Here is a 23,805-nt window from a genome sequence, read left to right as displayed (position 1 = left end):
ATCGACTGAGGCAGCGCTGCAAGAAGCCCGACCTGACAATAGGGAGGCTTACGCATGTTTGATCTGAAAACACTCGACGGTGGTACGGCAACAGTGGAGCAAGACGCGTTGGGCGCTCTTGATGCAGCGCTTCGTGGCGGGGTTTATCAGAAGGGCTCCCCTGAATATGAGGATGCAAGAACAACGTGGAACAGCATGTTCGAACGTTACCCAGGCTTCGTAATCCGCGCGCTGGGGGCCAGTGACGTGCAGAAGGCCGTGAACTTTGTTCGGGACGCCGGCCTCGTTATGTCTGTTCGCTCTGGTGGACATCAGATTGCTGGTCACGCTGTTGCAGATGAAACTGTAATGCTCGATCTGTCCCAGATGCGGTCCGTGCACGTCGACCCCGTCACCAAGACTGCTCGGGTTGCGCCTGGAGCGCTGCTAGGAGACGTAGATCGCGAAACTCAGGCACATGCACTTGCCGTTCCCGTTGGCATCAATTCGACTACGGGTATCGCAGGCCTCACGCTTGGCGGCGGCTTTGGATGGACCACTCGGAAATTTGGCATGACGATCGATAACCTGCTCTCAGCGGAGGTCGTGACTGCGGACGGTGCCATTGTAACCGCCTCGCCCGCAAGCCACCCTGAACTTTTCTGGGCCATCCGCGGCGGGGGTGGGAACTTCGGTGTTGTGACCTCATTCGAGTTCCAGCTGCATGAACTCGGACCCGATGTTTTGTCTGGCCTCATTGTTCATCCGATAGAAAATGCGTCAGAGCTCCTCGCAGAATTTGCTAAGATTGCTGACACTTCCCCGGATGAGCTGACCGTCTGGAGCGTGATGCGAAAAGCGCCCCCTCTACCGTTCTTGCCAGCTGAGTGGCATGGGCGAGAGGTGCTGATCTTTGCAGCCTGCTACAGCGGACCGATGGACGAAGGTGAAAAAGCCATGACGGCATTGCGCGCGCTTGGTGAACCTATTGTCGATGTGATCTCGCCCCATAAGTTCGTAGATTGGCAGGCCGCCTTCGACCCGTTGTTGACACCAGGTGCCAGGAATTACTGGAAAAGCCACGATTTCGATGCACTTTCTTCGGACGCAATCTCAGGACTTCTGAAAGCGATTTCCAGTCTTCCAGACCCGGCGTGTGAAGTCTTTATTGCCCATGTGGGTGGCGCAATGGCACGTGTTCAGGCCGGTTCGACCGCCTATCCCCAAAGATCCGCCCATTTCATCATGAATGTTCACACGCGTTGGGAAGACCCCGGCAAGGATGCCGAATGTATTGATTGGGCGCGAGAGCTTTACGACCAGATGCAACCGCACGCGAGCGGAAGTGCATATGTCAACTTCATGCCCGAAGACGAAGCGGACCACATGGCCGGAGCATATGGTGAAAACGGTGAGAAGCTTTCCAAGATCAAGGGTAACTATGACCCCGACAACTTGTTCAGGGTCAACCACAATATCTTGCCTACGTGATGGAATTCAGAACTACTTAAACTGATCCAGATTGATGTTGGGCATCTTGCCTTACTGCCTGCGGCTTTTCTTGTTGCTTAATTGTCAATCCAAGTGGGTTCTCCAGCCGGTGATCGCACCGGTGGTGATGCACATGCATCGTCGCAGTTTCAGTAAGCAAAGCTAAGAAACTCAACATGTGGATGTGTCAGACTTGGTACGGAGCGGTCGGTCAGTCCGATTTGTGTGAACGACTACTGTGGGGCAAGAATGTCGACACATTGGGTCAAGGTGTTGAACAGCCGGGAGCATCGCAAATCTGGCGATGGCTGCTATCGGGAGCAGAACCAAATTTGGTCAGCTTCATCGCCGCAAGGCCGTTGCGAGCCCACAAGGGGCGCCAGTCTTGACCCTTGGTCCATTTTTTCGCCAATGTCGACGAAGTTGTATTTTTGGGGGAGCTTCTGCATGACTCTGTTTTATCCAATAATCCTGCTGTTGCTGTCTTTTCTGGTCGGCACTACCGCCTCAGCTCAGGACAAGCCGAATATCGTTTTCATATTTCTTGATAACTTCGGTTGGGGTGAACCGGGATTTAACGGTGGCGGCATAATCCGTGGAACGGCCACTCCTGAAATGGACGCGCTGGCCGCTGAGGGATTGAGGCTTACAAACTTCAATGTTGAAAGTCAGTGCACTCCCTCTCGCGCAGCAACCATGACGGGGCGCTATGGCATCAGAAGCGGTAACCATACAGTCCCTCTGGGCGGCGGTGTCTACGGTCTGACTCAATGGGAGATCACTATGGCCGAGATGCTCAAGGACGCAGGACATAACACGGCCATGTATGGAAAATGGCACCTCGGCTGGACTGAAGGGCGCTATCCCACGAACCAGGGTTTCGATGTGTTTTACGGTGTTGAGACTACTGATGTAACCGTTTGGCGCTCGCTCCCGGGCTTTGCCGACGCAAACATGGAAGAACCTGTTGTCATGCAGGGTGTTGCGGGCAAACCTGCGACTGTGGCGCGGGACTACGACCTGGACTATCGCGGCGAGATAGACGGTGACCTGACAAAGAAGGCTATCCGTTTCATCGAAGACAAGAGCAAGGAAGAGGCGCCGTTTTTCGTTTATCTTGCCTACACTCAAACACACTATCCAAATATCGTGTCCAAAGAGTTTGACGGAGCCACTGGGAAAGGCGTTTGGGCGGACATATTGCGGCAGACAGACACCTACATCGGTCGGATAGTCGATGCGCTTGAAAGTGCGGGCATTTCGGACAACACGGTGGTGATCTTTACTGCTGACAACGGCCCTGAAGCTCTGCCGGTTGGAAACGCCAACGTGTCACCGGTCCCGGCGGTGCATGGTACGGCCGGGCCATGGCGGGGCACTCTCTTCACCAGCCTTGAAGGCAGCATGCGCGTGCCATTCGCGATTAAGTGGCCGGGAAAGATTCCCGCAGGTTCAGAAAGCAACGATATCGTCCACTCGATGGACCTCTACCCAACACTTGCAGCGTTTGCAGGTGGCAAGGTGCCTGAAGACAGAGCCTTTGATGGCATCGATCAATCCGGGTTCTTTCTGGGTGCCCAGCCAAACTCGAACCGAGAAGGCGTGATCGTTTACATGGGGGAACAGATTTTTGGCGTCAAATGGAAGGATTGGAAGGTTCTTTTCAAAGAGAATACGACGGCCTTCGGAGCGACAGAGTCCTTCGACACGCCAAGGGTCTACAATCTTTTGAACGATCCACATGAGCGTGAAAGCGTACTTTTTCCGCACACATGGGCGGCCGAAAAGGCGCTGCCTCAATTGCAGGAACACATCGCTACGTTCGAAAAATACCCACCAATCCCTCCAGGGGCGCCAGACCCTTATGAACCGCATGAAAACTGAACGGTAGCTTTGCTCGGTGGGCTTAATGGATCCACGCAACACCTCAACTTGTGACCAAGAATGGAGTGTTTGGAAGGGTTTTAGCACTCGCAGTGCTCGTCGTTTACAGGCTATGAGTCCCGAACCTAAATCAGACCACCAATAGCCCCAAAATAACATGGCGACGGACACTAACTGCACTGATTGCCAGACTTGAAATTGGCCAGTATTTCGCCGTTCTGGAAATTTTGATCGTCTATTTCCCGATCAGGATAGCGTGTTCCCGTTCTATTACCTCTTCCCAATTGCCTTGTTCTTTCAGGCCAGTCGAAGAGTCACCCATTAGTGATGTAACCATAAGCCGTCCGCGTGATTTCGCGTCTTCAACTGAAAACCCGGCTTGTTCAAACATCCATGCGGCGAATCGGAAGCGTTTGCCGATGGTTCTTTGATACGTTGCTTTCACTTTTTGATCAGTGTTCGCCCAGACTGAAACGGCGTGATCAGGCACGGCTGCATTTTCTTCAATGACCTTCTTCATGAGTAGGAGAATGCGGTCTTCAGGTGAGCCTTCAAACGCTTTTGCTTTTTCGATCACATTGTCCGTCAACTCTTGCTCCCAATATCTGAGCACTTCGTCCAGAAGCTCCCGGACATTTTTGAAATGCCAGTAGAAGCTGCCGCTGGTCAGGTTAAGTCGCTTTGCCATAGGCACGATCTTTATGGCGGAGACTCCGCCCTCGTTGAGCAACTTGTATGCCAGCAAAATCCAATCTTCTTTGGTTGCAGCGTTTCTAGGTGACGCTCGGGTAACAGTTTCGGACATTCAGATTTTAGCATTCTTTGTTTGACATAGAGCAGTCTATGGGAGTACCGTAGATAAGTCTATGGTGAACCAGGAGTTCACGACATCGTGTTCTCCGAAGCGCCTAGCAAAGTAGGGGGGATCAATGAATAGCATCACAAAATCCGCAACCTATACGTTTCTCGCGTTAAGTCTCATTTTGGCTGGCTCCGCTTTGGCGCAAAACGCATTGCCGACCGGTCGAAGCGCCTCTGAAATCGAAAACGGTGTCTATCCCGCATCGTACTTCCCAAACACCGAAGTCCTTGCTGAGGATGAGATGCGTATCACGGCATTGGGGACCGGGATGCCAAACCAAACCAAGGCGGCCGTTTCGATTTCGTTTTATGTCGAACTTGGGAACGGCGAAGTTTTTCTGTTTGATGTTGGAACTGGTGCCACCGGAAACTTATTCTCGCTGCGACCGGATTTTGCCAAGATCGATAAGGTTTTCTTCAGCCATTTGCATGTCGACCATGTTGGAGACTTCATGGGTTTGCATGTTGGGGGGTGGCTGTCGGGAAGATACACTCCGCTCCGCATCTTCGGCCCGTCCGGATCAGAAGATGAACTGGGCACCAAAGCCTATGTTGAGGGCATGTCAAAAGCCTATGCTTGGGATCTGGCCACACGTACGGGAGCGCTGCCGGATGATGGCGCCAAGCTTGAAGTCACTGAATTCGATTACATGCAGGAAAACGAGATCGTTTATCAGGAGAACGACGTCACGATCCGTTCCTGGCCTGCGATCCACAGCTTAGATGGCTCGGTGAGTTATTCTTTGGAATGGAATGGACTGAAATACGTCTTCGGCGGAGATACTTACCCGAACAAATGGTATGTCGAATATGCCAAAGGAGCGGACATCGCTTCGCACGAGGCGTTTCTTCCACCTGATGCTTTGGCCCCGTATTTTGGCTGGGACATGAAACAGGCGACCTACGTCGCAACGCGCATTCATACCGAACCCGCGGCGTTTGGCAAAGTTATGTCCGCGGTCGAACCGCGCATGGCGCTGGGCTATCACTCTGTTCTTTCGCCCGAAAACTATCAGGCGATTTTGGAAGGCGTCCGTTCGACGTACGATGGACCACTCACGCTCGCACGGGATCTTCAGGTGATCAACGTGACCAAAGACCAGATCGTTGTTCGGGAAGCGAGTGTTGACGACTATGTGCTACCACCATCTGTGAGCGACGAGTACATCAATGCCCCGCGTTCAAAAGAAAAAGAACCGTCAGACAAAGTCAAAGCGGGCAAATGGGAGGGTTACACGCCACCGCCAATGCCGGATCAATAACAAGGTAGGCGATGCGGTCTTGCCCGGCTGTATGTGAAACTGGGAAATCTTGTAAAGCCACGGGTTGCGCCGGGTTCAAGTTGCGCGGGTGCTATTGTCGCCAAGGCTTGTGAAACCAGCCCAGAGACTGCGGAGCCTATGTCAATTTTCAGTCATTGCGGTATGTCGTCGGTCCAAATCGGTTTGCTCGGAAGGGCACTAAGGTAGGATCGCGCGTAGAACTGTGGGCATTGTTGAATTTCGAGGATGAATAACATTCAAGTTTGGCGGTATCTGAATCGACAACTGCTGGTGCTCGGCTTTTTTGCCGCTAGCATGCAGACTGTTTTGGCAGACGTAGTTCTATTCAACGGGTCCGAGGTCGCACCCAACATCGCCATCTTTCATGTCGCAGAGGATGGCGTTTATTTGGATCTTGAAATCTACGTCGACGATGTCTCGCTTTTTGCAGGTTTGTTACCCCAGCGATGGGCGCCAGATCCTGGGGGAAATGGGCGTCGTCTGAAGCAAAGTCCTGAACACGATGAAAGCCTGGGTCTGTCAGTTATTATAGGTGATGGGCCGGCGCTTTCGCCTGAGATCAGAAAAGTGGAATACAGAAAGCGTATAGACCGTGCCTCGCCGCTTGCGGGTCAGCGTGATCCGTTCTCTGGCCAAATTGTTCCCAGTCCGCCAGCCGATCCACGCGTCTTGTTCGTCAACGTGTTCTACCCGTTTCTGTCCCCAAACCCCAAAACGCTGACTATTCTGCCACCGTCGCGGGAAGGTGAACCGCTTGCGACCATCGGTATGCAGGTCTTTGATCGGGACGTTCCGGTCACGGATTTCAAGTTCCTTTCAAAACCGGCAGAATTGAAAATTCACTGGGCTGATCCTTGGTATTCCCGGTTCTCCGCTAAAAACCTGAATCGAAAAAACCAGGATGGGACATCGACCTTTCTATATATTGAGCCGCGGGAAGTTCGGCATGAAACCCTGATCCGATTGCACGAATTGGCACCTTGGATTGATGAAACAGTCGGGGTGGGCGATAAGCTTTCGCCACAACACGGCGCAAAGATTACAAAAAGGGCCGCAAAACTTTTGTCGTCGCGTAATGCGGTGTCCATCGATGGAAAACCCGCTCAGCCGGCAATAGCAACGGCAGAGCTTTTGACGCTAACGTCAAAGGGTTTTCAGGTTGTCGAACCCGGAAAGGAAGTGTCCTCGAACAATGCATTTGTTGGAGCGATCCTATCTTTTCCTTTGGCGGACCTTCCTGAACACGTGACGGTCACATGGGACATGTTTGATGAAAAGATTTCCCGTGTTGCAACGATTTCCAACGACGTTGCCGGACCATTTTTCGGGGCGGTGACCCCTGTGGACCCGAAATTCCACTGGCAAAACCACCTACTGAAATATGAAAGAAAATCGGTCTCGCAAATACCCGTAGTACGGCCAGAAGAGTCAAGGCCCGGGCTAGCTTGGGCTACAGGGATCATTAGCGCCGTATCGCTGCTTTTGGTGCTGGCAGGCACAGGAAAAGTCCTAAAACGCGTCAGTCTTGCAGTCTTGATTTTCGCTGTCCCGGCAACCGTCTATTTCTCTGGATCTTTTACGGCATTGGCCTGGCGGAACGCGTCGCCTCCCGATCCGCAGACTGCGGCAGGCATTTTGCGTTCGATGATCGAGAATTTGAACACAGTGAATTTGGAAACGACGCCGACCGCGAGAAAGGCAGAACTGACGCCAATTGTAACTGCGGCGTCTTTGGACGACATCGCAGCAGAGATTGAACGGGGCCTCACGATCCGCACGCCGGGGGGCAGCCTCGCCGCAGCAACTGATATTGGCAGTCCAGAATTGGAGCGTCTCGATCCGATCTCTGAACCGGGCGGCTTTCAGACGTTGGTTAAATGGTCGGTGCAGGCAGAAGGGGGCCATTGGGGGCACGCCCACATACGTGCTGTAACGTTTCGGGCGCTGATCGAGATCGTGCCGGAAGCCGGTCAATGGAAACTGAATGGACTAACTGTAATCGAGGCTCGCGATCCAAATGCGTAAGTGTCTAAGACAAAAACACTGTGCTTTAGGCATCTTGGTTGTCACCTTGCTTTTGTCTCTGGCTCTATCTGCCTCGGCGCATTTTCTACTGAACCTCAACGTTCGAATTTCGCATATCGAGCATACCGAGGACGGCTTGCGAATCTACATGCGTACGCCCATGCCCTATTTGGTTGCGGATAAGCTTGGCAACACCGACGGCGATGCCCTGCCGGAAGCTGCACCATTTACGACAAATGCCATGCGTGATGGTCTATTGGTCCACTTTGTCGACTTGCAGGCTTTTATGAACGATCCCAAAGGATTGGGGCAATTGGCCGAGGACGGCTTGCATCTGTCGATCGATCATCAGCGTCTCAGGGGAATGGTTGAGGCAATTCGCTTGCATCGGGTAGGAAATGAGCCCGGATTTGCGACTTTGGACGAAGCTCAAAGAGCCGTTGAATTTGAAACAGACCTTGCGCCACCGCTCTACGTCGGTGACACGATTGTCGATCTTGTCCTGAACTACAAGAGTGACCGCCCAGTCCAATCATACAGCATTGCCAATGTGCTGGACCCCGGCCTGCCGGGTCAGGATCAAACGGCCAACCTCATTCTCGACTACGCATCTGAAACACCACAGATTTTCCGCTCTCGGGGCCTGATGATCGAGCCTTTGGAGATCAAGCAAGCAGGGTACGGAGGTTTTCTGAGTTTTGTCTGGGAAGGTATCCGTCATATCCTGGAAGGGTTGGATCATGTTCTGTTTGTTGTGTGTCTGGTCATCGGCGCTCAGACACTCAGAGCGTTATTGTTGCGCGCAACCGGATTTACTGTCGGGCATAGCATCACGTTGTCTCTTGGCTTTTTCGGGTTTGTACCATCAGGCGCGTGGTTTGTTCCCGCCGTCGAAACCGGAATCGCGATTTCAATCGTTATTGCGGCCGCCGCTGCGTTCATGAGCAACGCGAAGTCTGAGGCCAAAATGGTCCTGCTGACCTCGCTTATTGGTCTGTTGCACGGGCTGGGTTTCAGCTTTGTGCTGCACAAGATTTTGCAAGTTACATCACCAGACATCTGGCAGAGCCTGCTTGCTTTCAATCTTGGCGTTGAGATTGGCCAGGTCGCCATCATTCTAGCGTTATGGCCCGCGCTAGTAATTTGCCACCGCATGAATGCCAGTTTGTGGATGTCGACACGTGTGGGCTTGGCAGTGGGATGCGCAGCCATCGCCTGCTATTGGACCGTCCAGCGAATTGCCGAGGTATATTCTGCGATAACCTGAATTCTATGCGATGATCCGTGCAGTGCTGATTGGCTGACGCAAAAAAGCGAGCGTTTAGCTGCGCCCCTGCACAGACCGAAATGGCGGGATACATTTGTGGTGGATGGCGGAGACGAAGGGATTCGAACCCTCGAGACGGTTTCCCGCCTACTCCCTTAGCAGGGGAGCGCCTTCGACCACTCGGCCACGTCTCCGCCGACGGGTATATCCTTGCAAACGCTGGAAATACAAGGCCATTTGTCGACGGTTTGACAGTTTTCTTCAAATTCCCGGAAATCCTTGAAATAGAACAGGTTCAAGGCGGTACGCGTTGAAATTGGACACGTATCACTCCCAGAATTTCAACATCTGAGAAGCACAGGCATGTCAGGATTCGCGTTTAAGGCACCGGAAGTGAGGTTTGGGCCAGGCGAAACCTGCGGGTCAAAGGTTTTGCCGAAAACGCCAGTTAGAGGGGATCAATCCGGTTCAAAGGCGTAAAGGCCAAGTTGATGCCGCCGGCGATGGAAACGTTCGACCCGTTCAACAATCTCGTCGCTGGAAACGGCGATCACAAATGACAGCAGAGTTTCAAGCAATGCTATGGTCGAAACGGAGGAAGGGAAGAATTGGGGCGTGTCTGCGGACACAACAAAACCGTGATGCGCGTTCAGTATCACAGGGCTTGCCGGGCTGTCCGAGATCCCCACAACGGTCAGTCCCTGTTGCCGCGCCAGTTTGATCGCCTCAATCACTTCCGTGCGGTAAGGATGGCAGGTGATGGCGATCAATACGTCCTGTTCATCAGCCCAAGCCAAATCGTCAACCGGTGTTGATCCCGGGCGTGGAATAGCGTGGAATTGCTTCATCCCTGTGGACGCCAGGTAGGTGAAATTGCGTGCGTTCGAATTGTTGACGCCCACCCCCAAAGTGAAAATCTGCCGGCAGTTCCAAATGTCTTCTGCCGCTTTCTTCAGGCGGTCGGCATCAATTCCGGCAAAGGTTTCTTCAATGTTGCGGATCGCTGCGCCAACCATGTCAGCATAAAGCGTGCCCAGTTCCCCAGATTTGCCGATGTCCTGCAACCAGCGGGCACGGTCAGGAAAAGAGGCTTGCCCCTTGCGAATAGCGTCGCGAAAGGGTTCCCGGAAATCGTCATACCCGTCAAAGCCGACCTGCCGCGCCATCCGCACAAATGTGTTGGGTTTAACTTTGGCGGCCTCTGCTATTTCACGGACGGTCGAAACCCCCACATCTGTTGGGTTTTCCAACACATAACGCGCGGCTTTTTGCGCCTCTGGCGTTAGGGCGTTCCATTCTTCAGTCAGGCGGTTCAGAACGGTTTGTGATATGTTTGTGTCATTCATGATTGACGATGGTACAAATGTGAAATTAGCGTGTCGAGCAGAAACGCGACTCGGAATGAGGAACGACCATGCCCGCGCACAAAACGCCACCTCCAGTGTCTGCGATGGCTGCAGCTTGTCGGTGCTTTGATCTGAACATGACGTGGGTTGAAGGCGGATACAATGGTGCTTGCGCGTTGCTCCTAGGGGAGGGCCAAGCGCGTTGTGAGGCGCGCGTTGACCGGACATTTCTGAAAGCGGGCAAGACACTGACAGTGTTGTCCTGTCCTAACGCATTGGTGGAGAACGCTAAATGAGCTTGCCTGAAACAATGAAGGCTATGGTTACGATGGGCCATGGCGGGCTGGAACAGATGGTCCTGCACGAAAATTGGCCGCGTCCTGAACCGGCGACTGGAGAAGTGTTGATCAAGGTTGGGGCCTGCGGCTTGAACAACACCGACGTTAACACGCGATCTGGCTGGTACTCCAAGACTGTGACCGATGCCACAACCGGCGGCGCGTTTGAAGAGGTTGGCGAAGAAGACCCTACTTGGGGTGGCAACCCAATAACTTTCCCACGAATTCAGGGGGCTGACATTTGCGGGCACATTGTAGCTGTTGGCGAAGGGGTCGACCCCCGGCGCGTGGGTGAGCGTGTGATTACCGACGGTTGGCTGCGTGATTCCGCTGATCCCGGCAACATGGACAAGGCCGGTTATTTTGGTTCGGAACGCGATGGTGGGTTCGCTGAATACGCGACGACCCTTGCGGTCAATGCTGTGCCGATTTCCTCGGATCTGTCGGATGCAGAGCTGGCAACGTTCTCTTGTTCCTACTCTACCGCCGAAGGAATGTTGACCCGAGCCAATGTGAACGACAAAGACACCGTGCTGGTGCCCGGAGCATCGGGCGGTGTGGGCGGCGCGTTGGTGCAATTGGCCAAGCGGCGCGGTGCGCGGGTCATCGCGATGGCATCTGAAGCGAAGCATCCCGCTGTGGCGGCGCTTGGTCCCGATAAGGTTCTACCTCGGGCGCCTGAAAACCTGCGCACGGCGTTGGGTGACGAAAAGATCACCGTGGTCGCCGATGTGGTCGGTGGTCCCTATTGGGCGCACTTGATCGATATTTTAGAACGCGGCGGACGTTACACCTGCTCAGGTGCAATTGCTGGACCGATGGTCGAGTTTGACCTGCGCACCTTTTATCTGCGCGACCTGACTTTTACGGGTTCGACCGTGATTGACCCGCAGGTGATGACGAACCTTGTGAGTTACATTGAGGCCGGTGAAATCAAACCGGCTTTGGCAGCGACATATCCGTTGGAGGAGTTGCGTGAGGCACAAGCTGCCTTCATCGCCAAAGAGCACACCGGAAACATAGTGGTGATTCCATGACACTGGACAGCGTTTTGGAGGCCGCGCGGCATGTACATCAGGCACATCCTGACCTGTCGGCCTTTGGCGCATGGCCTTCTGATCTGTCTGTTGCGATGTCAGAGCCAAGTCATGTTCCTGCGGCGGATCTGGTGCGGGACTGCGACTTTCGGGGGAGCGATCTGACTCAGCCGTTGATCGACGCAGTCAAGGCAACCACTCATCTGGCCCATTGGAAACAGACATACACAGAGGAAGAGGTCGGCGCGGATTTTCTCAGCCGGTATGGCTATTACGAGCTGTTTGGCCCAACCGGCCATTTTCATTCAACTCAGCTGCGTGGCTATATCGGGTATTGGGGGGCTGGGCTGATCTATGACTGGCACAGCCATCAAGCCGAAGAAATCTATCTGACGCTGGCTGGTGGCGCGGTGTTCAAGGTTGAGAGTGATGCGGCTTTTGTTGGTCCCAACCAGACACGCCTGCATTCCAGTTGGCAAAGCCATGCCATGGTCACAACGGATCAACCGATCCTGACCTTTGTGCTGTGGCGCGGTGAGGGCATGGGAGATCTACCCAGAATGGATGCGCAATGAAGATCACACGAATTCGGGTTTATCAGACAGGGCTGCCCTATGTCGGTGGTGCTTATGTCTGGGGCGCCGGAAACGCTATCAAAACGGCCATCGCCTCGGTCGTGGTTATGGATACTGACGCGGGTTTTCAGGGCTGTGGCGAGTTCACGCCGTGTGGCGAAAACTATATGGTCGCGCATTCCGAGGGCGTAACAGCCCTGGCGCGGCTTGTTGCCCCGAAACTGTTGGGTGAAGACCCGCGTCAGGTCGGACGGATCGAACAGTTGATGGATCAACTGGTTCAGGGCCATGGGTATGCCAAGTCTCCTTTCGATGCAGCCTGCTGGGACATTTTGGGTAAGGCGTGTGATCAGCCGCTTTGGATGTTGCTGGGCGGCAAGCTGACCGACGGTGCGCCGATGTACCGGGTGGCCCCGCAGAAAGCGGTGGATGAAACGGTAGCCGAGATGAATGTCTATCGCGATCAGGGCTACCGCCAGTTTCAGGTCAAGGTCGGGGGTGACTGGGCCACGGACATCGATCGGATACGGACGACTGTTCCGCTGTTGGAGCCGGACGAAAAAGCGATGGCCGATGCCAATCAGGGGTGGCGTGTTGACAATGCAATTCGGGTGGCGCGCGCGACGCGCGACCTGGATTTCATCCTCGAACAACCCTGTCGTACCTACGAGGAATGCCAACAGGTGCGCCGTGTGGCCGAGCAACCAATGAAACTGGATGAATGTGTAACAGGCATCCAAATGGCGCAGCGGATTGTTGCGGATCGTGGGGCCGAGATCTGTTGTCTGAAGATCTCGAATCTTGGCGGCATCAGCAAAGCGCGGCGTGTGCGGGATTATCTGATAGACAACCGCATCCCCGTTGTCAGCGAAGACACGTGGGGGGGCGAAATCACGACGTCTGTGGTGGCACATTTTGCTGCCTCAACCCCGCCCGAATATCTGCAGAACACAACTGATCTGATGAACTACAACACTCGATCAACCGGCATCGGTGGACCGACGGCCCGAGACGGGAAGCTTTATGCAACCGACACGCCGGGTTTGGGCGTGGCACCTGACTTTGAAAGCCTCGGTGCGCCGGTGGCGGAGTACACACTATGAAGATCAAGTCCATTACCGTCTATCAGGTGGACCTGCCGTTGGAGCACCCCTATTGGCTGTCTGGCGGGCGGCTGAAGTTCGAAACGCTCGATGCGACGATTGTGAAGATCGAAACCGCCTCCGGTCTGGTCGGCTGGGGCGAAGGCACCCCTTGGGGGCACACCTATGTTCCTGCCCACGGGCCAGGCATTCGCGCTGGTATCGAAACGATGGCACCTTTCATTCTGGGTCTCGATCCGCGCAAGGTGCTGGACGTGGAACGGGCGATGGATCTGGCATTGCCCGGGCATCTTTACGCCAAAAGCCCGATCGATATGGCTTGTTGGGATATTGCAGGTCAGGCCGCAGGTCTGCCCATTGCCGATCTTATGGGCGGTGGGTCGCGCACACCGCGCCCGATTGCCTCGTCGGTAGGAGCGAAGACTGTCGAAGAAACCCGCGAAGTGATGGAACGCTATCGCAGCCGGGGTTACATTGCGCATTCGGTCAAAATTGGTGGTAACGTGGAACGCGATATCGCTCGGGTCCGCGATGTGGAAAGCATCCGGCGACCGGGCGAGATTGTCCTCTATGACGTCAATCGGGGTTGGTCTCGTCAGCAAGCCCTGCGGGTGATGAGCGCTTGCGAAGATCTGAACGTGATGTTCGAACAGCCCGGCGAGACGCTGGACGATATTGCGGCAATCTCGGGGCTGCATGCCTCGCCTGTGTCCGTGGATGAAACTCTGGTGACTTTGCAGGATGCAGCCCGGATCGCCCGCGATGGTATTGCCGAAATTTTCGGGATCAAGCTGAACCGCGTTGGTGGACTGACCAAGGCGGCTCGGATGCGGGATATCGCGCTGGCCCATGGTATCGATATGTTTGTGATGGCCACCGGCGGCACGGTTCTGGCCGATACCGAGGCGCTGCATCTGGCGGCCACCATCCCGGATGACAATTTCCACGCAGTCTGGGCGTGTCAGGATATGATTGCGGTCGATATTGCGGGCGGTCGTGGCCCGCGCAATATTGATGGTCACCTGCACCTGCCCGAAACCCCGGGACTGGGTGTGCATCCGGACGAAAATGCGCTTGGCACCCCGGTCGCAGTTTATCGATAAACACTCAACACATTGAAGTTGGAGATCGGGTCACATGTTGAAGATCAAAACTCAATCCGAATGGATCGCCCGCGCAAAGTCTGTGTTACCCGCAGGCGGGTTTGGCAATTTTGATCCGGGTATCATAATCGCCCGTGGCGAAGGCAGCCGTGTCTGGGACGAGGACGGGAACGAATATGTCGATTATCTGATCGGCTCAGGCCCGATGCTGCTCGGTCATGGTCACCCCGAGGTGATGGAGGCTGTTCTGGAACAGTTGCCGCAAGGCATGACCTTCTTTGCCAATAACAGAAAGGGTATCGAACTGGCCGAAGCCATCATCGAGGCCGTTCCCTGCTGTGATCAGGTGCGGTTTGTTGCGTCAGGTGGCGAAGCTGACATGTATGCCATTCGGCTGGCACGGGCCTATACGGGTCGCAACAAGATCCTCAAGTTCGAAGGTGGCTATCACGGGATGAGCGCCGAAGCGCAGATGAGTCTGGCGCCCAGTCGTCGGGTCAATTTCCCTCAGGCCGTGCCCGACAGTGCCGGAATTCCCGAAAGCGTGGCCGAACAGATGCTGATCGCGCCGTTCAATGATCTTGAGGCTGTCGCGGCCCTGCTGGACGAGCATGACGATGTGGCGGCGATCATGGTCGAACCGTTGCAGCGGATCATTCCGCCCTTGCCCGGGTACCTGCAAGGGCTGAGGGATTTGTGCGACAAACACGATGTGCTGCTGATCTTCGATGAGATCGTCACCGGGTTCCGTCTGGCGTATGGCGGGGCGCAGGAACGTTATGGCGTGACCCCGGATATCTGCACCTTGGGCAAAATCACCGGCGGCGGGTTTCCTTTGGCGGCTTTAGGCGCCAGCGCCGAGATCATGAAGCATTTCGACAAATCGAAAGTCGGTGAAGACGGCTGGCTGATGCAATTGGGCACTTTGTCGGGCAATCCGGTGGCTTCGGTTGCGGGATTGAAAACAATGGAAATCCTGCGGCGTGATGGGGCCTATGAACACTTGCGCGGTATCGGGCGGCAGTTGCAAGACATGCAGAAGGACGCGCTGAACGAAGCCGGCATTCCGCATCGGATTTGCGGAGACGAGACTTTGTTCGATATCTATTTTACCAAAGCCGAATGCAGGGACTACCGCAGCGCCAGTCACGACGACCCTGCACGCAACGCAACGTATAATGGCGCTTTGCGGTCGCATGGGATTTTCAAAGCTCCGGGCAAGCTGTACCCGTCATTAGCGGTGACCGAGGCCGATCTGGATCAGACCAGAGAAGCCGTACGCCACGCCGTGGCTGCAATTTCCTGATCATTGTAAAAAAACGGGTCGCTGTTGATAACAACTGCGACCCGTCACCTCTGGAAGTCAGGGGCCAGCCTCGCCCCCTCGAATACTGATTAAATCACCGCAATCTGAAAACTTTTCGATACTTTCGAGACTGACCTGACTTCCTGGTTGGTATGTCACTTTAATGCCTGAAGAAATCGCCTTTTACAGTGACCCAGTTCACACTCGAAGAATTTATTTTGAATTTTTCCAATCAAATAAATCCGGTCCAGCCTGCGCAAGCAATTCGGCAGCCATCGCGCGGGCCATTTCCGGCCCGTCTGTGATTGCGCCCGTCATATCCCGACTGGCGGTTTCCGTTCCATCTGGTCGCAGAACTTCGCCACGCAACCTGAGGGCGCCATTGTTGATTTCGGCCAGACCCGCGATCGGCGTTTCACACGACCCGTCCAGAGCATCCAGCAACGTACGTTCGGCCGCCAGCCGTTGGCCTGTTTCCGCGTGGTGAATCGCCTCAAGCATTTCTGCCGCACGCATATCGTCGCTGCGCCGTTCAATGCCGATGGTGCCTTGCGCGATGGCGGGCAGCATATCGTCAGGGGAAATGGCGCTTGCCGGGACATCATCCATACCCAGACGTCGAATTCCCGCCATCGCCAGGAAGGTGCAATCTGCCACGCCATCTTCCAGCTTTTTCAGTCGCGTCTGAACGTTTCCACGAAATTCGACCACCTTCAGATCAGGACGCCGGTTCAGCAATTGAGCACGGCGACGCAGCGAGGAGGTGCCAACAACGGCACCCTCGGGCAGTTCGTGGATGGAACCCAAGCGCGGGGAGATAAACGCATCTCGCACGTCCTCACGCGGCAGGAAAGTATCCAGCACAAGGCCGTCGGGCTGTGCGACCGGCATGTCTTTGGTCGAATGCACGGCGATGTCGATTTCAGCGCGCAGCATCGCTTCTTCGATTTCTTTGGTGAACAGACCCTTGTTGCCGATCTCTTTCAGCGGTCGATCAGCATCGATCATGGCGCGATTGTCGCCCGTTGTTTTGATTACCACGATATCGAATGCATCTTCGGGCAGGTCGAAGGCATCACTCAGGCGTTGGCGTGTTTCATGGGCCTGCGCCAAAGCAAGCGGCGAGCCACGGGTGCCGATTCTGAGGGGCGATGCGGGTGTGGGCAAATTCACAGTCATGCTCACAGCTTTAGTCGCGTCACATTGCCCTGACAATGGGGGCTGCGCTTGACAAATTGCCGCCGAAGGACGACCCGTTGCGAAAACCGGATGACTGGGGGCGAATATGGCCGAGACAAAGAAACTGCTGCGGGCGCTGGCGGGTGAGGTGCAGGATGTGCCGCCGATCTGGATGATGCGTCAGGCGGGCCGGTATTTGCCCGAGTATCGCGCCACCCGCGCACAGGCCGGCGATTTCCTGTCCTTGTGCTATAACCCTGAGCTTGCGGCCGAAGTCACATTGCAACCGATCCGTCGTTACGGGTTTGATGCCGCGATCCTGTTTGCCGATATCCTGTTGGTGCCGCAGGCGCTGGGCGCTGATCTGTGGTTTGTGACCGGTGAAGGCCCGCGCCTGTCGACGATCACGCAGCAATCCGAGTTTGACGCGCTAAAACCAGTTGACGCGATTCATGAAACACTGTCGCCCGTTTATGAAACGGTACGAATTCTGTCGCGCGAATTGCCGTCGGAAACCACTCTGATCGGTTTTGCCGGCGCGCCGTGGACGGTCGCAACTTACATGATCGCAGGGCGCGGCACGCCTGATCAGGGCCCCGCGCACGCGTTGCGGGAAGGGAACACCGCGCTGTTTGAGGCCTTGTTGGAACGTATCACTGCCGCAACGATCGAATACCTGTCCGCGCAAATCGAAGCCGGGGCCGAGGTGGTCAAGATCTTTGACAGTTGGGCGGGGTCCTTGAAAGGTGAGGCGTTCCATAAATACGCGGTCGAACCGTGCCGGGTGATTACTCAGGCCATCAAGGAACGCCATCCAGGCATACCGGTCATCGGATTCCCGCGTGAGGCGGGCGAAGGGTATATCGGGTTTGCCAAAACAACAGGTGTAGATTGCGTCGCGCTGGACAACTCGGTGTCGCCGGAATGGGCGGCCGAGCATGTACAGGTTGATGGCTGTGTGCAGGGCAATCTGGCCTCGTCCCATATGGTGACGGGCGGGCAGGCGTTGGTGGATGAAACGCGGCGCATTGTTGAGGCGTTCTCGAAGGGGCCACATATCTTCAACCTGGGCCACGGGATCACGCCAGATGCGGATCCTGAGAATGTGCAGTTGATGATCGACACGGTGCGCGCACGGTAAGCTGGTGAAAGGGGGCCAGCCCCCTTCTTGGTCTGCGACCAATTCATCCCCCGAGGTATTTAGGGCCAGATGAAGCGCGGATCAGCGTGGGTCGTTGAGCTGCGCGAGGATGTCCTTTGTGTGCTCTCCGCGTGTTGGGCTGGGTCTGTGGTTCCATTGATGATTTGAAAACCGAGGCGCGGCGGCGGCTTGGAGAGTGCCGTCGATGTCTTGCCAAGTGTTGCGATGAGTGTTCATCGGGTGGTCCTGCGCCTCTTGCGGGTTGAGCACCGGGGCGACACAGGCATCTGTGCCGCGAAACACGGCGTCCCAGTGATCGCGCGGTTGGCTGGCGAAGATTTCGGCAAGGCGTTGGGTCAGATCAGGCCAGAGTGTGCGATCATATTGGTTCTGGAATTCGGCGTCACGGGCCAGGCCGAGGGTCTGCAAAAACTGAGCATAAAATTTGGGCTCGAGGCATTGGACTGTAATGAAGCCACCATCAGCGCACGTATATGTGCGGCTCCAGTGTGGGCCGTCCAAAAGGCTTTCACCGCGCGTATCGGACAGATTGCCTGTTTGGCGCATGGTCATCAGAAGGTTCATCATATGGGCTGAACCGTCATATATTGCAGCATCGACAACTGTACCTTCACCAGTGCGTTGCGCGTTAATAAGACCGGCCAGAAGACCCGCGACGAGATACATGGCTCCGCCGCCAATATCGCCCACCAGAGTTGCGGGTGTCTGCGGGGGCTGGTTGGGATGAGAGGCATACCAGAGCGCTCCGGATAGGGCGATATAGTTGAGATCATGCCCGGCTGTGTCAGCCAGCGGACTATCCTGGCCCCAGCCCGTCATGCGTCCATAGACAAGCTTCGGGTTACGGGCCAGGCAGGGTTTGGGGCCAAGGCCCAGCTTTTCCATCACACCGGGGCGGAAGCCTTCGATCAAGGCATCTGCGGTGCCGATCAGACACAGGGCGGTTTCCAGGTCATCAGGGTCTTTCAGGTCAAGCGCGATGGACCGCTTTCCGCGATCCAGAAGTGAGCGTTCTGGCATTCCGGGTGTGACAGCACCGCTTTTGCGATGAATGGTTATCACATCAGCGCCCAAATCGGCCAGTTGCATGGCGGCAAACGGGCCGGGGCCCAAACCTTCGATTTCGACGACACGAATTCCCTTTAGCATCTGCACCCTCCGTTTCGGGCAGAGTTTGCGAGCAGGCTGCGGATTGCAAGGCGGATGTTAGTGGCGCAGATCGTCGCCTGTAAGGCAGATGTGTGTCAAACGATGTTGAATTGACCTGTTATACCCAGGTTTGGCGCGATAGGGTCCACACCAGAACGGGGAACGGATATGACGACAATTTTGTCCATCAGAGATCTGCGCAAGTCTTACGCCGATGGGTTTGAGGCGCTGAAAGGTGTGTCCTTGGACATTGAAGAGGGTGAGATTCTTGCCCTGTTGGGGCCAAACGGTGCTGGCAAGACAACCTTGATCTCAACTATCTGCGGGATCACCACCCCGAGTTCCGGTGAGGTCACGGTGGGAGGGCATGATATTCAGGCCGATTACCGCGCTGCGCGTAGGATGATCGGGCTTGTGCCGCAGGAAATTGCGCTGGAACCGTTTGAGAAGGTTTGGAACACCGTACGCCTGTCGCGGGGGCTGTTCGGGCTTGGCAAAAACAATGCGCGGATCGAAGAGATTCTGCGGAAACTGTCCCTTTGGGACAAGCGCAACAATGCGATCAAGGAATTGTCTGGGGGTATGAAACGTCGGGTGCTTATCGCCAAAGCACTGGCTCATGAGCCCCGCGTTCTGTTTCTGGATGAACCCACTGCCGGTGTGGATGTCGAGCTGCGTAAAGACATGTGGGAAATCGTGGCCGAGCTTAAAAGGGACGGGGTCACAATCATTCTGACCACCCATTATATCGAAGAGGCCGAAGCCATTGCAGATCGTGTCGGGGTCATCGACAAGGGTGAGCTGCTTTTGGTGCAGGATAAGGACTCACTGATGGCACAGATGGGTAAAAAGCAGATTGAGGTCATGCTGACAGAGCCCATCGCGCAGATTCCAGACAGTCTTGCGCTGCACAACCTGACACTGAATGGTGCGGGGGATGTCTTGATTTACACCTATGACACCCACGCGGACCGCACGGGTATCACGACACTGCTGAATGACGTCTCACAAGCCGGGTTGATACTGCGGGACGTGCAAACACGGCAATCGAGTCTGGAAGAGATATTCGTCAATCTTGTATCCGGAGAAATGGCATGAACTGGACTGCAATTGCCGCCATCTACCGGTTCGAAATGACCCGGTTCTTCCGCACTCTCGCGCAAAGCTTTTTCTCACCGGTTCTGTCCACGTCGTTGTACTTCGTGGTATTTGGCACGGCTATCGGCAGCCGCATTCAGGAAGTCGAAGGCGTCTCATATGGTGCGTTCATCGTGCCGGGGTTGATCATGTTGTCGGTGGTGATGCTGTCGATTTCGAACGCGTCTTTCGGGATATATTTCCCGAAGTTTCTTGGCACTATCTATGAACTGCTGTCCGCGCCGGTCAATTTCATCGAGATCGTGATCGGATATGTTGGTGCCGCAGCCACCAAGGCGTTGTTTGTCGGTTTGGTGATATTGGCAACCGCTACTTTTTTTGTGGATATTCGGATTGAACATCCCTTTGCCATGGCTGCGTTTCTGATCCTTTCCTGCCTCAGCTTTTCGTTGCTGGGTTTTATCATTGGAATCTGGGCCAGCAATTTCGAACAGATGTCACTGGTGCCACAACTTGTGGTGACGCCGCTGATCTTTCTGGGCGGCACATTTTATTCGATCTCGATGCTGCCACCGTTGTGGCAGACGATCACGTTGTTCAATCCGGTAGTTTATCTGATTTCGGGCTTTCGCTGGTCTTTTTATGGGCTAGCGGACGTACCAATTGTCTTTAGTCTTCTGGCCATTCTCGCTTTTACTGGGGTCTGTTTGGCGGTCATCGGCTGGATTTTCAAAACGGGTTGGCGGATACGCAGCTGACTTTCGTCAGGCGTTGCATTTTTGCCCGTTGAGTGTGGGAATTTGGTTCACGTCGCGTTTAAGGCCGAATGAGTCCCTTGTTTACGGGTTGGCGGCACTCTACATCGGCACCCATGAAACTCAGCCTGCCGTTTGTCAAAAAACACCCCTGCGTGGCCGTTGTCCGCCTGTCCGGCGCCATTGGAATGGCGGGCCGTGGTGCGTTGAATGACACGACCTTGGCTCCTTTTCTGGAAAAAGCGTTTCGCAAGGGAAAACCCGCTGCCGTGGCGCTTGAGCTTAATTCCCCAGGCGGGTCCCCTGTGCAAAGTTCGCTGATCGGTGCCCGTATCCGACGTTTGTCGGAAGAGCTGGACGTGCCTGTGATTGCCTTTGTCGAGGATGTTGCTGCCTCGGGCGGGTACTGGCTGGCCGCCGCCGCGGACGAGATCTGGGCAGATGACAGTTCGGTTCTGGGCTCGATCGGAGTGATTTCGGCCGGGTTTGGCGCGCATGTCTTTCTGGCGCGTCAGGGGCTTGAGCGGCGCGTGCACACGGCTGGAGAATCGAAGTCGATGCTGGATCCGTTTGCTCCGGAAAAGAAAGAGGACGTGGCCCGTCTGCAGGGGTTGTTGGGGGACATCCACGAAAACTTCATTGATCATGTCAAAGCGCGACGTGGGGACAAGTTGGATCAAAGTGCCGATCTTTTCACGGGTGAAGTCTGGCTGGCGCGGCGTGCGCAAGAGTTGGGCCTGATTGATGGCATTGCCCACCTCAAACCCAAGATGCAGGAACGCTTCGGCGAAAAGGTCAAATTCCGCCGTTACGGCGTGCGCAAACCGATCTGGACACGCTTTGGGGCCAGCCTGGCACAGGATGCCATCGCCGGATTAGAGGAGCGTGCTGCCTTCGCGCGTTTCGGTTTGTAGCGTGATCATCAAGGCCGTCACCCTTTTCCTGATTGCCATGGGCGTATTGGCGATGTTCGGCAAGCTGCGCTTTCCCGGGCAAAAGAAATTGAGCTCTGCGAAATGCCGGCGCTGCGGGCGGTATCGTATCGGCAAAGGCCCCTGCGCCTGTGAAAAAGGAGGCCGGACTTGATTACCACTTGGCTGCTGTCCGGTCTTGGCCTGTTGATTCTATTGCTGGCGGGCGACGCCCTTGTGCGTGGTGCCGTGAACCTGAGCTTGCGCCTAGGTGTTCCGGCGTTGATCGTCAGCCTGACGATCGTGGCATTTGGCACATCCGCGCCAGAGCTTTTGATTGCGATCAGCGCTTTGCAAGAGAATGCCCCGGGCATTGCGCTGGGCAATGTTGTCGGATCCAACACGGCGAATATTTTGTTGGTTCTGGGCCTTCCCGCGCTGCTTGCGACCTTGCACACCAGCGAATGTAACAGCCGCCGGAACTATGTCTTCATGCTGGTGGCCACAGTTCTGTTCATCGGTTTGGCCTTCTGCGGAACTTTTACCTTTTTCAGCGGCCTGATCCTGCTGGCGGCTTTGGGCCTGGTCTTGTTGAACGCCTTTCGCGAGGCAAAGGCCCATCGCAAAGCTTGCGGTGAAGCCTGCGTAGATGAAGAGCTTGAGGGACTGGAAGAAGCTGATCCCGACATGCCCTATTGGAAGGTGTCGATTTACTTGATACTGGGGCTGGTTGGCTTGCCAATGGGGGCGCACCTGCTGGTGGACAACGCGACCATTATCGCACGGACTTATGGGGTCAGTGAAACGGTCATTGGTTTGACTCTGATCGCGGTCGGAACGTCTTTACCCGAGCTGGCGACGACAGTTATGGCTGCATTGCGCAGACAGGCTGATGTGGCGTTGGGTAACGTGATCGGTTCGAACATGTTCAACCTTTTGGCCATCATCGGGATTGCAACGTGGTTCGGCCGCATACCGGTTGATCCCGAGTTCCTGCGGTTCGACTTGTGGGTTATGTTGGGCGCATCGCTGCTGCTGATCCCGTTTGTGTTCCTCAAACAGGATATCTCGCGCGTATGGGGGTTGGTGTTGACTTTCCTTTATGTGCTTTATGTCACCGTATTGCTGGTGTGATCTGACAAAATGAGGTGAAGCATGACCCGAGCTTTAGTGACCGGTGCCGGTATCCGTCTGGGCCGGGCTATGGCGCTGTATCTGGCGGGTCGTGGTTACGATGTAGCGGTTCACTACGCTACATCCGAACAGCCCGCGCAGGAAACGGTCGTCAAGATACAGGCCCTTGGGCGTCATGCAGTGGCATTGCAGGCCGATCTGCTGGACGAAGCTCAGGTTCAGGCGTTGTTGCCGAACGCGGCTGAGGCGCTGGGCGGCCCGATCACATGTCTGGTGAACAACGCCTCGATCTTTGAATATGACAATATCCATACCGCAACGCGCCAAAGCTGGGACCGCCATCTCGACAGCAATCTGCGTGCGCCATTCGTACTGACACAGGCTATGGCGGAACAGGGACTGGCCGCTGGCATGGACGAAAACGAAGAGCCTTTGGCCGCGGGCTTGATCGTCAACATGGTGGACATGAGGGTGCGAAAACTGACGCCAGAGTTCATGTCTTACACCATCGCGAAAATGGGGCTGTGGGCCCTGACCCGAACGGCCGCTCAGGCCCTGTCACCTGACATTCGGGTCAACGCGATTGGTCCGGGTCCGACGGTTCAGGGGCATCGCCAAAGCGAACAGCATTTTCAGGCGCAACGATCCAACACGGTTCTGGAACGCGGATCGAACCCCTCGGATATCACCGCTGCGCTGGGGTATTTTCTGGACGCGCACGCGGTCACTGGGCAACTTCTATGCGTTGATGGGGGGCAGCATCTGGGTTGGAAAACACCCGACGTGCTCGGCGTAGAATAAGCAATTTCGCTGCAAGTT

The 23,805-nt window shown here is 55.4% G+C and carries 21 protein-coding genes and 1 tRNA gene; 17 read left to right on the top strand and 5 right to left on the bottom strand.

Annotated features, from left to right (window positions below):
* Positions 1-54 precede the first annotated feature (54 nt).
* Both I9187_RS15895 and I9187_RS15890 read left to right on the top strand, forming a co-directional pair.
* A complete protein-coding gene (locus I9187_RS15895) occupies positions 55-1,470 on the top strand; it encodes an FAD-binding oxidoreductase (RefSeq protein ID WP_171238520.1) in 1,416 nt (471 codons plus the stop codon).
* Positions 1,471-1,917: 447 nt separating this feature from the next.
* A complete protein-coding gene (locus tag I9187_RS15890; protein ID WP_171178923.1) occupies positions 1,918-3,354 on the top strand; it encodes an arylsulfatase in 1,437 nt (478 codons plus the stop codon).
* 235 nt (positions 3,355-3,589) lie between these two features.
* On the opposite strand, the gene I9187_RS15885 is transcribed toward I9187_RS15890, so the two are convergent.
* Positions 3,590-4,159 carry a TetR/AcrR family transcriptional regulator gene (locus I9187_RS15885; protein WP_171178925.1) on the bottom strand — a complete coding sequence of 190 codons (570 nt, stop codon included), beginning with the start codon at positions 4,157-4,159 and terminating at the stop codon, positions 3,590-3,592.
* A 124-nt stretch (positions 4,160-4,283) separates the two neighbouring features.
* Here I9187_RS15885 and gntH point away from each other — a divergent pair, with 124 nt between their 5' ends.
* From gntH to I9187_RS15870, 3 genes are all read left to right on the top strand, one after another.
* Positions 4,284-5,477 (top strand): guanitoxin biosynthesis MBL fold metallo-hydrolase GntH, encoded by a 1,194-nt coding sequence (gntH, locus tag I9187_RS15880; protein ID WP_171178928.1) that lies wholly within the window; start codon positions 4,284-4,286, stop codon positions 5,475-5,477.
* A gap of 1,284 nt (positions 5,478-6,761) precedes the next feature.
* The gene (locus I9187_RS15875; RefSeq protein ID WP_171728248.1) at positions 6,762-7,523 is read left to right on the top strand and encodes a hypothetical protein; all 762 of its coding nucleotides are present in this window, start codon (positions 6,762-6,764) and stop codon (positions 7,521-7,523) included.
* 46 nt (positions 7,524-7,569) lie between these two features.
* On the top strand, positions 7,570-8,790 hold the full coding sequence (locus tag I9187_RS15870) for a HupE/UreJ family protein (protein ID WP_171238515.1): 1,221 nt from the start codon (positions 7,570-7,572) through the stop codon (positions 8,788-8,790).
* Between the two features lie 104 nt (positions 8,791-8,894).
* On the opposite strand, the gene I9187_RS15865 is transcribed toward I9187_RS15870, so the two are convergent.
* Both I9187_RS15865 and I9187_RS15860 read right to left on the bottom strand, forming a co-directional pair.
* Positions 8,895-8,984: transfer RNA gene (locus I9187_RS15865), tRNA-Ser, on the bottom strand.
* A 264-nt stretch (positions 8,985-9,248) separates the two neighbouring features.
* On the bottom strand, positions 9,249-10,136 hold the full coding sequence (locus I9187_RS15860; RefSeq protein ID WP_171178948.1) for a MurR/RpiR family transcriptional regulator: 888 nt from the start codon (positions 10,134-10,136) through the stop codon (positions 9,249-9,251).
* Positions 10,137-10,428: 292 nt separating this feature from the next.
* Between I9187_RS15860 and I9187_RS15855 the strand changes: the two genes are divergently transcribed.
* The 5 genes from I9187_RS15855 to I9187_RS15835 are packed head-to-tail and all read left to right on the top strand — an operon-like array spanning position 10,429 to position 15,598.
* Positions 10,429-11,511, top strand: a complete 1,083-nt coding sequence (locus I9187_RS15855) for an alcohol dehydrogenase family protein (protein WP_245223239.1) — start codon at positions 10,429-10,431, stop codon at positions 11,509-11,511.
* A complete protein-coding gene (locus I9187_RS15850; protein WP_171178950.1) occupies positions 11,508-12,086 on the top strand; it encodes a dimethylsulfonioproprionate lyase family protein in 579 nt (192 codons plus the stop codon). Before I9187_RS15855 ends, I9187_RS15850 begins: the two co-directional genes overlap by 4 nt.
* Entirely contained in the window at positions 12,083-13,189 is a 1,107-nt protein-coding gene (locus I9187_RS15845) for an enolase C-terminal domain-like protein (protein WP_171178952.1), read from the top strand. Before I9187_RS15850 ends, I9187_RS15845 begins: the two co-directional genes overlap by 4 nt.
* Positions 13,186-14,292 carry an enolase C-terminal domain-like protein gene (locus I9187_RS15840; RefSeq protein ID WP_171178954.1) on the top strand — a complete coding sequence of 369 codons (1,107 nt, stop codon included), beginning with the start codon at positions 13,186-13,188 and terminating at the stop codon, positions 14,290-14,292. Before I9187_RS15845 ends, I9187_RS15840 begins: the two co-directional genes overlap by 4 nt.
* Positions 14,293-14,326: 34 nt before the next feature.
* Positions 14,327-15,598 (top strand): aminotransferase class III-fold pyridoxal phosphate-dependent enzyme, encoded by a 1,272-nt coding sequence (locus tag I9187_RS15835; protein ID WP_171178956.1) that lies wholly within the window; start codon positions 14,327-14,329, stop codon positions 15,596-15,598.
* A 213-nt stretch (positions 15,599-15,811) separates the two neighbouring features.
* Here the strand turns inward: I9187_RS15835 and hemC are convergent, their stop codons facing one another.
* The gene (gene hemC, locus I9187_RS15830; protein WP_171178959.1) at positions 15,812-16,777 is read right to left on the bottom strand and encodes a hydroxymethylbilane synthase; all 966 of its coding nucleotides are present in this window, start codon (positions 16,775-16,777) and stop codon (positions 15,812-15,814) included.
* A 106-nt stretch (positions 16,778-16,883) separates the two neighbouring features.
* On the opposite strand from hemC, the gene hemE reads away from it, so the two are divergent.
* On the top strand, positions 16,884-17,918 hold the full coding sequence (hemE, locus tag I9187_RS15825) for a uroporphyrinogen decarboxylase (RefSeq protein ID WP_171178961.1): 1,035 nt from the start codon (positions 16,884-16,886) through the stop codon (positions 17,916-17,918).
* 81 nt (positions 17,919-17,999) lie between these two features.
* On the opposite strand, the gene I9187_RS15820 is transcribed toward hemE, so the two are convergent.
* Positions 18,000-19,088: a CaiB/BaiF CoA-transferase family protein gene (locus I9187_RS15820; protein ID WP_171178963.1), complete on the bottom strand. Its 1,089-nt coding sequence runs from the start codon at positions 19,086-19,088 to the stop codon at positions 18,000-18,002.
* Between the two features lie 168 nt (positions 19,089-19,256).
* Between I9187_RS15820 and I9187_RS15815 the strand changes: the two genes are divergently transcribed.
* The 6 genes from I9187_RS15815 (at position 19,257) to I9187_RS15790 (ending at position 23,787) form a co-directional block, all read left to right on the top strand.
* Entirely contained in the window at positions 19,257-20,186 is a 930-nt protein-coding gene (locus tag I9187_RS15815; protein ID WP_171178965.1) for an ABC transporter ATP-binding protein, read from the top strand.
* Positions 20,183-20,944: an ABC transporter permease gene (locus I9187_RS15810; RefSeq protein WP_171183797.1), complete on the top strand. Its 762-nt coding sequence runs from the start codon at positions 20,183-20,185 to the stop codon at positions 20,942-20,944. Before I9187_RS15815 ends, I9187_RS15810 begins: the two co-directional genes overlap by 4 nt.
* A gap of 113 nt (positions 20,945-21,057) precedes the next feature.
* Positions 21,058-21,855 carry a S49 family peptidase gene (locus I9187_RS15805; protein ID WP_171178969.1) on the top strand — a complete coding sequence of 266 codons (798 nt, stop codon included), beginning with the start codon at positions 21,058-21,060 and terminating at the stop codon, positions 21,853-21,855.
* A gap of 1 nt (position 21,856) precedes the next feature.
* Positions 21,857-22,027, top strand: coding sequence for a hypothetical protein (locus tag I9187_RS15800; protein ID WP_171178971.1), 171 nt, complete (start codon positions 21,857-21,859; stop codon positions 22,025-22,027).
* On the top strand, positions 22,027-22,986 hold the full coding sequence (locus I9187_RS15795) for a calcium/sodium antiporter (RefSeq protein ID WP_171179426.1): 960 nt from the start codon (positions 22,027-22,029) through the stop codon (positions 22,984-22,986). The genes I9187_RS15800 and I9187_RS15795 overlap by 1 nt, the downstream gene beginning before the upstream one ends.
* Before the next feature lie 21 nt (positions 22,987-23,007).
* Complete coding sequence (locus I9187_RS15790) at positions 23,008-23,787, top strand: SDR family oxidoreductase (RefSeq protein WP_171178973.1); 780 nt, start codon at positions 23,008-23,010, stop codon at positions 23,785-23,787.
* The last annotated feature ends 18 nt before the right edge of the window (positions 23,788-23,805 follow it).

The sequence above is a fragment of the Ruegeria sp. HKCCE4148 genome, assembly GCF_017872495.1.
GTDB lineage: Bacteria > Pseudomonadota > Alphaproteobacteria > Rhodobacterales > Rhodobacteraceae > Ruegeria.
This window is presented reverse-complemented; position numbering and strand designations above follow the sequence as displayed.